The organism is Pseudomonas sp. Z2-11 (genome assembly GCF_054161305.1).
The window spans coordinates 3,090,450-3,102,721 of the sequence record NZ_CP096395.1 but is presented as its reverse complement, the minus strand read 5'-3'; the positions used below and the strand labels follow the sequence as shown (position 1 = coordinate 3,102,721).

7 protein-coding genes are annotated in these 12,272 nt (G+C 53.8%); 1 reads left to right on the top strand and 6 read right to left on the bottom strand.

The genetic code is table 11. From position 1 onward, the window contains the following. Nucleotides 1-235: 235 nt before the first annotated feature. Nucleotides 236-2,374 carry a KAP family P-loop NTPase fold protein gene (locus M1E16_RS13705; RefSeq protein ID WP_458130257.1) on the bottom strand — a complete coding sequence of 713 codons (2,139 nt, stop codon included), beginning with the start codon at nt 2,372-2,374 and terminating at the stop codon, nt 236-238. Between the two features lie 327 nt (nt 2,375-2,701). Here M1E16_RS13705 and M1E16_RS13700 point away from each other — a divergent pair, with 327 nt between their 5' ends. Continuing rightward, a complete protein-coding gene (locus M1E16_RS13700; RefSeq protein ID WP_458130256.1) occupies nt 2,702-4,456 on the top strand; it encodes a hypothetical protein in 1,755 nt (584 codons plus the stop codon). Nucleotides 4,457-4,963: 507 nt separating this feature from the next. Here the strand turns inward: M1E16_RS13700 and M1E16_RS13695 are convergent. From M1E16_RS13695 to M1E16_RS13675, 5 genes are all read right to left on the bottom strand, one after another. After that, nucleotides 4,964-5,347 carry a histone-like nucleoid-structuring protein, MvaT/MvaU family gene (locus M1E16_RS13695; RefSeq protein WP_458130255.1) on the bottom strand — a complete coding sequence of 128 codons (384 nt, stop codon included), beginning with the start codon at nt 5,345-5,347 and terminating at the stop codon, nt 4,964-4,966. Nucleotides 5,348-5,452: 105 nt separating this feature from the next. Then, on the bottom strand, nt 5,453-5,830 hold the full coding sequence (locus tag M1E16_RS13690; RefSeq protein ID WP_458130254.1) for a hypothetical protein: 378 nt from the start codon (nt 5,828-5,830) through the stop codon (nt 5,453-5,455). Nucleotides 5,831-6,819: 989 nt separating this feature from the next. Further along, the gene (locus M1E16_RS13685) at nt 6,820-9,261 is read right to left on the bottom strand and encodes a TniQ family protein (protein WP_458130253.1); all 2,442 of its coding nucleotides are present in this window, start codon (nt 9,259-9,261) and stop codon (nt 6,820-6,822) included. 207 nt (nt 9,262-9,468) lie between these two features. Then, nucleotides 9,469-10,332: a TniB family NTP-binding protein gene (locus M1E16_RS13680; protein WP_458130252.1), complete on the bottom strand. Its 864-nt coding sequence runs from the start codon at nt 10,330-10,332 to the stop codon at nt 9,469-9,471. 2 nt (nt 10,333-10,334) lie between these two features. Continuing rightward, nucleotides 10,335-12,161 (bottom strand): Mu transposase C-terminal domain-containing protein, encoded by a 1,827-nt coding sequence (locus M1E16_RS13675; protein WP_458130251.1) that lies wholly within the window; start codon nt 12,159-12,161, stop codon nt 10,335-10,337. Nucleotides 12,162-12,272 lie beyond the last annotated feature (111 nt).

Sequence of the window (12,272 nt, the reverse complement as noted above, 5' to 3'; positions counted from 1 at the left end):
TATATCGAATGTGCTGGTGAAGCGGAGATTCGAGAGGCTTCATGACAATCCCTCATCAGGTAACGGCGTCCTAGTCTCCACCACCTGAAAAAGGAAAGGTTGAGGGTCTTGCACACAGCGCTGGCGCGACTGCTTCACAGAATCAAGGACTGAAGGTCGCCAGGAGGGCCCGTCGTTAATCATCCGGAAAAACCTTTCAAGCTCAATCCTCCGCATACCAGGGCCAGCGACGACATTAGTCGCTAGCGGTAGTATCGTCATCACCCCATAAATCGGGCCGAAGATACGCCTCGATCACTTGAGTTTGACGTAGAGACACCCCCGGGTGAGTGCGTAGCGCTTCGACGAGTGTTCGTGCCTGATCACGACCAGTGATACGGTCTAGCGCTGCCGAGGGAACATTCAGCATCCGTCTAGATACCCTGTCACCCTGCACTTCCAAGGAACCAGTTGAAACAGATCCCTCCAGAAAGCGCAGAAGCAGAGATGGATCGCTGAGAATCGGCTGGTATCGATCTCGTACCTGCTGCTCACCTATCACCTCCACCAATATGTGGATCAGCAATTGCTGATCATCAAAATCGAGCAAATCCTGCAGGTTCATTTGCATCACCTGCGTCGCCAAGCGCCGTTGCAAATGCTGTACCGCAGCGACGTCTAGCCCCTCCATCTCCACTGCGTGAGGCAAATCAGTTCGAAGCCTTCTAAGTAAATGGCTTGCAGCCGGGATTTCTCTTGCCTGAATTACCGCTGACTGCAAAGCCTCTGCTCGAAAGGCTGGCGGGATGATACCTAGTAGGTGCTGAAGCGTGCCTGTGATCCGCCAACTGTTCGGCATCGAAAATGAGCCAGGTACATCTGCTTCGGTTAGCAAGCTTTCAGGGACACTGAGGATTGCGGACAGCAGCTCACTGGCACGCTCATGGGCAGTGTCGCTGGGCAGTCTGGCGATGAAATCCAGAAGCTCCCTTGCTTTGGAATGCCCGTCTTGGCGTCGGATTTTTTTCAGATCCAGCCATGCATCAGCGAATCGCCCAACGTCAGGGGCAAGCGCAATCAATTGATCAGCTTGCGCTCGGCTGAGGATGGTGTCGGGGACGCCAAAGCTGAAGTACACCGGATGAAACTCTGCGCAGCTCAGGTTCATGTAACGAAAGCCATCGTAACCCCCGTAGTACTGGCGGTTGAATGCAGCGTCAATTTTGGGAAACATGCGGCACATTAAGGCACGCACACCGGATCGCCTGAACTCACCGACCTCTCCCAACCATGCCTCATGAAAGGCGGATACCGATCTCAGATCCTCACTCATCCCAGGTGAGCCAGTGAACATTCCGGAGTGTTGCCGAATCTTCTGATAAGCGATCGGCTCGAACAGACGCAGGAATTCTAGAGCGACGAAATCAACCCAGTTCACTTCGCCGACCACTGCAGGAAACGTAACGCGCAGGATGTTGAGGATTCGCACGATGTCACGAGGCTTTTGTAGATACTGCTCGAGGCCGTCAAAGAAAACGTTCTCGAAGTAGAGAGGGGCAGCAGCGGGAACCTCCATAGCGCTAAGTAGCTTATCGAGCTCTTGGGAAAAGTGTGCATTGAGCTGCGCCTGGGAGATGGTGGGCAGATCGAAAGATGCCTGGACGATTTTTTCCAGATACGCCTGCCCGTCCGCACTCACTGCCTTGCCGATGGCCGCAGCGACAACTTCCCGGTCGAAGGAAAGCAGATAGATGACATTGGGGAAGTCACCCAACGCCTTAACCACTTTAAAGACCTCCATCATCTCGGACGGTGTCAGTCGGTCGATATCGTCAATCAGGATGAGAACGCGACGATTCGCCTTCGCCAATGCCCCGCTGATCTTTGCTTTAGTTTTAGGGACATCTACCGGCTTGCGCCCGAGGAGTTTCAGAAGCGGCGTGAGTACCTTGTCTAGCCAAGGAATGCTCGTCGAGTAGGCAACTGCCTTGGAGAGCATTCCCGCGTATTTCGCCAACGCGTCTCCGGCATCACGCAATGCTCCGCTTTCTCCGCTGAGCGCTTTGTGAAACTGAGTAAGAAGCTGGCCAGCCAATTGATCCCGCCCGTTGAACCACCACGGGTTGAACTCCACGACCAGGGTCTTATGATCATTCTGCTCGGCCAAGTTGAACTTGATGAGATTCATGAGACTGGACTTTCCGCTGCCCCAAGGGCCGTTTAGAGCCATTACTACGCCGGCGGGGCTCGGTGTCTTGCGAATTGCATCGGTGAGAGCTTTAGCGAATGGATAGTACCCAAAGGCATCGTCATCAGGAGCAATGACAGCGCGATCAGCGTCAAGACTGCGCTGCGCGGACTCGTTTGGACAACCTGCCTCATCAACCCCTGCCATGTGTCTCTCTCCCAGCCCTCGCATACACGATGCCGCAGCAAAAAAGAACCTACGTTCTCTGATTCACCCCGCTATGCCAAGTGATTTTCATGGCCGGTTCGAATTATGAGGCCCTACCTGATGATGCACTTGGAAATAACTGAAGCACGTGGCGCGAGCGGCTGAACGAAGCGCCATCGGTGGGCCTCGAATCAAATAGCGTCATTCGAGCCTTCAAGCAACGAATACGACGCGGCACATTGTGACCTTTGATGCTCACGGCTTGCCGTCAGGTATCATGATGGGCTGTTGGGGCCGGCGACCCCCTATGGTTATCAGGAGCTGTCCATGCTGCAGATCAATACCGGTAAGCTGTATGCAACAGGGATTGGAAGAACCAACCAGCTTAGGGGCGTCCTCTACACAAATTTGAAGCTGCCTTGGCGCGATGACATAGTCACGAAGGTCGGCACGCTGCGCAGTACCGATGGCAGGAAAGGCAGCCAGGCTTTGGTCTATGAACTGGAAGAGCATATTGAACAGGGCGAGGATGCTCCGGGAGTCTTGGTGTCCCACACCGTCCAGTCCTACATGCAGGATTTTTCAGCCGTGGCCTCTTTTGCGCTCGATGCGATCGTAACGCCCGATCATGAACTGACGGCTCAAATGACCAACGGATCGCCGGGGTTGAGCTCCTATCACCCTCCTTCGCAGTTCCTTCGACGTTGCTTCGACTCTGAGCTCTACGTCCACCAATCAGATGCGCAGGAGCTAGTCGATTTTTGTGAACAATTGGTTGGCCTTAAGCGTCGTCTGTATCTCGGCGCGATGCGGGCAATCAAAACGTACGTGTCAGGCGTCCATCGCATTCGAGACGATCTGGGGCTTGCCTACACCTTGATGGTCTCCGCTATAGAATCGCTAGCACAAGAATTCGATGGGTACAGTTCGGCATGGAACGATGTTGACGAGCGAAAACGGGACGCCATTGATGCGGCACTTGAATCGGCAGATCCCGTCGCCGCACAAGCCGTCAGGGGCGCAATTTTGGCCTCGGAGCACCTTTCGCTCGGGCGCCGATATCGAGAGTTCGTGCTGAGTCATGTTGACGAGAGCTACTACCGAACGGGCGACGCTCTGGTTGGTCATCCCATTGCTCAATGCGAGCTGGTGGAAGCCTTGCGGCAGGCTTACGCCTTGCGTTCAAAGTACGTCCATCAGATCCAGGCGCTTCCACACGAGCTGACTCTTCCTCATGGCCACTCCGAAGTTAGCTATGTCAACCGGCAGCCGACACTCACCTTCCAAGGGCTCGCCCGCCTGACTCGTCATGTAATCAGATCCTTCGTCCATCGCGGCCCTAAGCTGGAAAAGGAGACCTATGACTACAGCTTGGAACAATCGGGCGTCGTGGTGATGCAGTTGGCACCGCAGTATTGGGTAGGACATCCTTTAAGCTCTTCCAAAGAGGCGCGTAGACGTTTGGAAGGCTTTCTTCAGCAATTGGCAGCTGTGGAAACTCATAGTGCAGATGCTCAAATTACTGATTTGCGGCCAGTGCTGGCCGATATCGAACGCACCGTTGCGCGGGCACCCAAGCGTGATCGCCATGCGATGGCAGTCCTTCACATTTTGTTCAATATCAGCGTTGCTGAAGAGTGTCGATCGCCCAACTGCGACACAGTGCATGAAGCGCTTCAACAGTATTTAGACACGTTGTCAGCCGAAGCCCTTGTGCTGCTGTGCTATGCCATCGATCCTGCAGAACTGTGGGATCTGCAAGTGCACCGCGAAGGCCACGACGACTTTTTCAAAAAGCGATCAAAGCCCAGCGGCTTACAATTACCTAGGCTTTTCGAAGCGGCTATCAGTCTCACCCTCGCCGAGCGCTACCGCAGCGTGGGCGATATCGAGCGAAGCCGGGCTTTACTCGCTTTCGCCGTCAACAACTATCCTGGTCATGCAGGACTACTGGCCGCCGAGCATTCGTTTACGGGGGACGAAGCTTTGAGTTGGCGCAAGATCCTGCTTCCGAATGCGGTCGATGTCCCAAGGGAAGATGCTCAAGAGGCCCCAACGGAGAACGGGATTTCTCAACAGTGATTTTAGATGCGTCGTCATGACTCAGTGATGCTTGGTACGACGGTCTTAGTCTCACAATCCCGGAGCATCGGAAAAGCCGGCGTCCCGCATAGCGCTCGTCGCATGGCCGCCATCGATCAACTCATTCACCTGATGTTGATTGAGGCGCCATACCGTAAAGCAGGCTGCACCAACGGCTCGTATTCGGCGTTCGATATAGGGTATGTGCCCGCAGGCGCGACTTAGGTGTAAAGGGGTTGTTGGATCGAGTCTGAGGCTGAACATTGGAATCAGCTTGCTTGCACTCAGCATTCATGGCCAACTTTACTGTAGGCGGTAGATCACTTTACTAGGCATATCGGCGTGACATAGCGTCACTGGTGGGCATGCTCGGCGTCCAAGGTTGGCATGAACGCGCCGTCTGGAGGAAACGAGCGTTGGTGATGATATGTCCCTACCTTCACATGATGTCTCGACTCGACATCGCCGGTGAATATTCAGCAAGCCTGCAATATTAGCCCGGCTACCTCAAAGCTCCCTCCAAGCAGCCAAAGCGTCGGCCCCGTACTCTTTTTTCCATTCCTTCAACCGACTATGATTCGATCCCCGGGTTTCTACAACCTCGCCTGTATGGGGGTTGCGGTAGCGCCTTAGCGTCTTAGCGCTGGAATTCGCAACTGAAGCCAACTTATCTTCTGATAACAGAACTTCAAACAACTCATCTACAAGAGACGGTGCGGCAACTGATGTAGCCGGTTTTAACAACCGTAGAACATCGGCGGCAGTGTAGTTGTATTGCGCTTTAAGAGCCACGAGCTCTTGATAAAATCGCATGTCTTTCTCAAGGGCTGAGCTATTTTCGAGTTTTTCGATCTGCTCAATGTGGGAAATGTAATCCAGTAGAGCTGTCATTGGTTCCCCCCCCTTGCTGTAGTCATCATTGAGATGCGCGCTGTGTTGACAATTTACTTACCCAGCCAGCGCTCAAGTCCGGTTAACCGTTATGCGTGATATCGCTTAGGCCACCTCATCTTTGACTCTATCGGCTTGAGGAACCTCCGACGGCCTACGATCGTGTGGAATCTTTGGCGAACTGCGCTCAACACCGACATCTGACGACCTCAGATCAAGTTTGTCCTCGGGTGGTTTACGATCAAAGAGTCGCAAGATACCTTTGTGACCATGGGCTTCATGTTCGTGAATAAGCTTTAGAATCCGTACCACTTCATCATCGGTATATCCATAGCGCTGGATCAAGTCGTCGAGCTTGCCGCTAAACTCCCGATCAAGGCGGTAGTTGACATCGCTAGTCTCGAGCTCGCGCATCTCATCCGCGACACGGGCCAGCAGACTCTGCAGCTGCAAGTATTTCACGAACGGATGTGGTCGACTCATGATTGCTCACCATGCTTTTGGCCTGATTTGAGTGTAGCGCAATGCCCAGCTTGCTTAAAGACGTTCGCAGCTTTTGTCCACTTGGAAGCGTTAATGTCTATAAAATCAGTCGGTTGTATCTCGAACCTGCCACTCTGTCGAGGTACTGCCCCCACTACGTGGCGAATTCTGTCCTGATAATGAGCCCCTTGGCGCCCAGCAATCTGATGAAGCACGAAAATCCCACATAAAATCATAGAGTTAGGGACATTAAATCGTCTCGTGCAACAATCTCACAAGTTGCATACGGACACGGAAAATGGTGCCACTATTAGCTTGAGCCTATGCCAAGCTCGCATGTTGTCAATTTATGGCAAAATCGTTCAAATGCTGGTTTAGGATTTAGCCACCTCGCGCCCATCGTTTTGGCCCTCGTAAGGAAAGTGAACGAGGGGTGTGCAACCGCTCTAAACTGGGCGTCTTGGGGCGGTAGAGAATTTCGATTATGGCGTATATTGTCAGCGATCCAAAGCTCGCCACCTCAAAGCAGACGCTTGGGCTGATGTTGTCGTCCGACCACTGGGTGTCACGATCATCCCACAAGCCCTACCCGATCCGATGAACGAGGGCATCCTCACGGCGACCTACGGAGACCATAACTCCACGCCTCAAAACACCAATGGATAGGATGGCGTCCCACCATGAATTCATTATTAGTGTTTTATAGGTAACCTATCCAATTGCGATTCCCCACTGGGTGATGTGCCCAGATTGCGTGCTTTTTCAATACCTGACAATCTGAAAAATACTGAATCCATAAACCTGCCTGCGAATGCGTAAGATGCATCCTCATTAAGTTACCTATAAGCCTCTCCACCGCACCTCCAATTCATCTGTAGCACGTTGAGTTGGAGTTTGAATCTCGGATTTGCGTTTGACTGTGAGTGGGATGGTGAGTTGGAGTGGAGCGAGATTCATACATTACTTTCGATTTCGGATAACGGCGTCCATCAACTCCTACTAAACAGCCATTCCAGATGTAATAGATCTCCCGCAGGCAAACTTGCTACAGCGCTTTCCCAGACAGCAGTTAGATGATAGCGCTGGAAACATAGAGCCATCAGTTTGAGCTCGTCGCGATTCTCTGGAAACAGGGCTTCCGTAAAATGTAACTCTCGACGAAGCAAGTCCATCTCGCTCTCTGCCAAAAGATTGAAGGCGGTTCCGAGCAATAAATACCCGACTGCGAGTGAGCGCGGTGCCGCCGTCTCGATATTTTTGACCATCTGACTCACGGTAGGCTTGCAGTACCTAGGAGTGTCTAGCCTATCTCCCCTCACTCCTTTGAAAAACCAGCGGGCGGCTCCGCCATCACTGACGAGGTTTGGCTGATACAGGAAAAAACCAAGTATGAAGTACAAGCAATATTTCGACGGATGCTGCACAGAAGGTATGGCGGGCGAATTCGCTACCCAGTCCTGGATACGTCGCACTGCCCGGCATACCCTGGTCTCACTCGAAGCCGATTGGTAACCGGAGCTGTGCCGAGACACTAACCCAACCCCATGATCAAAATGCCCGTTTAACGTCTGCTGTATATAGGCCTGCCAAGCACCCGCTGGCTTGCTCAAATGCCCTTTTTCCAGCTGTTGAAGAAGAACAGGTTGCCGATGTTCCGTGCAGACCGCCGCGCCACGGTCACGCCATGCCCGCCTTAGCGCTGGGGCTTTCATCCCCATGACGTCGTCTGCCAGGCACTGAGCACAATAGCGGCGATTATCGTACTGCGCCGTTGCATTGACCGGCAGCGTAAAGCGCTCAGCCAGGTGAACAGCCAAAGGTCTGGGGAAGACGTTCAGGAACGACTCTGATCGATACAGGTCGTCGTACTCCAACTCTTTGATGGTCATGCCTATTGCTCGTGATCGTGAAGTCCCCAGAAGCGCGTTAGGATCCCAAGGTCGTGTCTGGCCATCTTGTTCATCGAGTGCTGTTGGCCTCGCCCAAGGAGCCTCGTAGGAGTCCTCCCCAGCTGACAGCTTTGAGGATTCATTTTCCAACCGCAGCAGTCCCATGCACCAATCTAGAAACCCTTGGTGGATCATGGAAGCTTGACCGGCATTCGCGTTTCGATCGAGCCACGACCCTAATGTCTCGTCGTAAATAGGTGCCAAAAGATTCTGAAAAAGCTTCCGCTTTTTGTGGATAGAGCCCTGGGTCGTCTTGTTGCATGCGGCCGACATCCTGGTAGTCCGAATCGCGGCGGCTTCCCAAGCGTGTGTCTCGGGTGATCCCGAGGTATCGCCCACCGATGGCGTGACGATCGACTTCGCGGGCTCCAGCTGCCTGATTGACCTCGTGAAGCTCTGCTGCATGGCTGAGTTCATCTCGCCCTGCGCGATAATCGATGCCTTGGGCCCCATGTGCACGTTTATATCAAGCGCAAGCTCTAGCTGAATCTCCATCTGGTGCACCACTGGAGGGCCAATGGGCAGCAGCAGTTGCAGCCCGCCAGGAGTTTCGGCCGGATAGAGCGTGCCGTCGCCGGCATGGTCATCCATCGATGGGAGGGCCGGAATATCGATTTTCAACGCTGAACCATTCCCCCCGATCACCGCCTCAGTTAACGCGGTTTCCATTCCAACGTCCCGACGAACCTTATCTCCAGCAGTGGCTTGCTCTGCTATTTCAGCATCCACCAGAAGCCCTTTGAGCACTGACACGGTATTCCCGATCAGCCCCTTGGTATGTTCGTGCAACATCTGAACATCGATGCCCTGCGCCGTCAGAGGTGATTGTTTGAGTGCCATAAAGGACGCCGCACCGAGCACAGCCTGCTCCGCAGCAAGCGCCGACTTGGAAGAAAGGATCGGGAGTTCGGTCAGCTTGGTGTCGGCGGCTAGAGGTGCGCTTTTAGGAGCATCGAGTCTCTCGTGGGTTTCCGGGGTTTCCGGCGTTTCGGGGATTTCGGGGGTTTCAGGGTTGTTGACGTTTTTGGGAGACGTGCGTGCGGATACCGTAGCATTAGCCTCTGGAAAATATGGAGGAAAGCGGTGTCCTTGATTTGCGGCGATCACGTCTCGGACGAAGGTAAGATATGAGAGATCGCAGCTCATTGCCTCAAGGTCGAAAAACGTCACTTCTATACCCATAGCCGTGGCTTTATGGCCCACGGCCGTCAGCGGATCATGCAGGCCGCAAAGCACTACACAATGACTGTAAGGCGGTTGCGTCAGAGCCTGGATCGAATCGCAAATCCCTTGAACTTTGGGCTGGTGTTTATGAAAAAAGTCATGAGCATCCTCGCAAACGACAGCCTCGTAACGCCTAAGCTGCATGGCCGCTTTGTAGTGGCGCTCAACACGTCGGCCCGACGTGAGGGCGACTGAAGGAGGCAAGCCCAAGGATTTCAGGACATGGGAAGAAAAAACAAAATCGGAATTGAATGGCATTCTCGGGACGTAAAGCGTGCGCGCCTGCCTGCTGTCGAGCAGCGCTCGGAGACGTGAGGCGAAGGCACTGGAACCCGCCCCCGCCTCGCCTCGAACAATGAACAACCTGCTCTGTGCCCTATCTCCGTTCTGATTGATTAGCGCGAGAACGCGGTCGAGCGGCGCTTGGTTTGCAGAGCTGCCAACCCAGCGTCGCCCCATGTTGATTTACTCAAGGAAACCGGGCAGCCGAGCTTCCAAACAGCTGTCCAGCAGCTCTTCGTCGATGCATTCGTGCTCCAGTTCGATTGCCAGCTTGGCGGCACTGATCAGTGCCCGGACGATATCCCGGGTACTCGCTTGGCAATTGACGATAAGCATTTCCTGGATTTCCGGGGTGTCTAGCTTGGACGGCTTGCGCAGTGGAATGAATCGAACAAATGCCTTGAGAAACCGAGAAAAGTCTTCTCCTTCGGCGCTCCATTCGGGAACCTCCCACACCCCGAACCGGGAGCGCAACTGGGGATCCATCCCCAAGTAGGTCTTGAGTTCGTCAGTCCCAGCCACGACCAAGCTAATGCCAAAGTCACGATTGGCCATCGCGCGCAGGTACGTGTAATTGGGTTGCAGGAGCATGTTTTTTACGCCAGCCAACGCATTACCTTCATCAAGAATGCAAACCGCAAGGTGCATTTGCTTGATCCTTTCTGCGATGCGATTGATACCGCTTGCAGTGCAAAGCGATTTGACTGATTCCGTAAACCCCAAACGACTCAAGAAGATCTGCTGAAGGTCAATATGGCGACCATACTCAGACAGATCGATATTGAGAATTTGGGTGGAGTCAGGCGCGTTGAGCCGTGCCTCAACCTGTTCAATCATCTTCGTTTTACCGATCCCGCTGATTCCAATCAGTGCCATGCAGGTTCGGCTGCCCATGCGGGTCGCCTTGACCATCCGCTCGATGTCGGAGATAAAAGTCTGGCTGGTATTGGTTTTGATCCACACCGGGCTATCGCATAGCTGGATGCGCTCCGATGCATCAAGCATTGCCACCTGTTGAACCTTAGGAGCGAGGTGCGATAGGTCCATGGCTACTCCCCCTCAAATGGTTCAACGGGAACCGAGAAGTTGCGGGTGGCATCCTTACGCTTTTTCTTTGACCGCTCGTGATGAATCAGGAGCGCACCGTTCTTGTCAGCCTCGTTGATTTCGCGCTGCTTTCGCAGTGCAGGAATGTCAGCCAGAATTGCTTGCCTCAGCTGTTCAGAGCGTGCCAAGAATGCTTTCACCGCACGCTCGCCCAGCTTGCCTGCCCGCTTCAGATACTTCTGTAGGATCGCCTTGGCCGTCAGCGTACCAGTGGTCTTCTCGCAGCAAGGAACTTCGATCCATTGGCCTTCAAACCTTGCCAGGATACTCGACAAGTTCGCCGGGTCGTATTTGACCCGAATAGGTTTACCGATCATGTGGCGCAGCAGATTATTGGAGTAGCGGAAGCCGTTGACCTTGAGTCCGGTCTTGCTCATCACGGGGCGCTTTTCAGGCATGACCTCGATGATGAAGTTTTTCACATCGTGGACGTTGCGAGGAACAACAGGCCGGCCGTTTTCATCGCGCAGTGCTTCAAGCCAACGATCCCGAGGCGTCTTACCGTCCTCGCCTGCGGTGTCGTGGTATTCACACACCGCCAGCGTGAAGTATTGGATGAACTCCTCCAACGTCAGGACTTTGTGCTTCTCCGGGTTGTAGTCTCGATCCTTGCGAGTCCTGGACGCCGTTCCTCCAGGTAACATCTGAACGTACCCGATGTTTAGCGTGCCGAGCGCACGCTCACAGATACCGCCGTCTTGTTTTTGGGAGCGGTGACGCAGCTTGATGCCTTCTAGGGCGCAGGCAGCCACGAGATTTGCTGACCGAAACTCCCTAGCATTATCAGTCAGCAGCTCGTTGAAGACACCGTGGAACTCGTAATCGTGATCCTCCAACCCCAAGCTCTTCATGAAGGCGTCTTTGCTCAATACGGCATGCTTCAATGTGTGAGCAACGCTGCACAGGCTGGGGTAACGCAAGCTGACATAGAAGCCGAGGATTACCTTCGTCTTGGCACAAATTGCAATCGTGATCCATGGCCGCCCCACCGGGTGTTCGCGATCATAACGGCTGGCAAGGAATACGTCGGCCACGGTGTGATCGATCTGCACCTGCTCAAGTGGCCGGCTGAGTTCCCGAAACCCGTCCCGGAGTTTAAAGACGTCATCGGCGTGGTTTTTGCCATGCACCTGGACGTCCTTGCCATGCTCCGGAAGGTTATTCATCCGATCACATACCGTCTCATACGACGGCACGTCCTTGATCTTCAGTTCAGCGCAAACCGCCTGCACTCCCTTCCATACCGTACGGTATGAAGCGCCATGCCCCCGGTAGAGCCATACCTGATCCGCTATGATTTGCTCAACTTCGGGAGCTATCGTCTTGGTACCTTTTTTGCGGCCCCGCTTTTTGCCTAAAAGACTGATTGGGCCAATCTCAGCATTGAACAACAGACGTATTTCGTAGTAACGCTGCAAACTCAGACCGCACTCCTTCGCAGCCGCCTCGGCCGACAGCGTACCGGCAAACTGCTTTTCGATAATCTCAAAGCGATGGCGCGCCTTCTCCTTCTGTTCTGGGGTGAAGTCCTCTCCGAGTATCAATGCACGCTTCGCAGATTTCTCTGCAATCGTGGCCTCAGCGGCCTTGACTATCGTGTCATGCTCGACCGATTCCACTAGCGCCGGATTCACTAGCCTCAATGTGTCATTGCGAAGATTTTTAAGGTGCAACTTGCGAGTGGGCGTGTCGATATCTTCAACGACCCAAAGTTGCCCTTCGAAGCTTACAAGCTGTTTACTGCCATCTGGGTTGGTATATGTGCCCATGGCACACCTCCAATTGACCCGTCGACGCTCTCAGTGCGCAAGAGTTGCGATATCGGCGCGTTTTGTCGCGGTGTGTCGTGCTGATACCGTGCTGCGAGTGGAGCGGCGTGC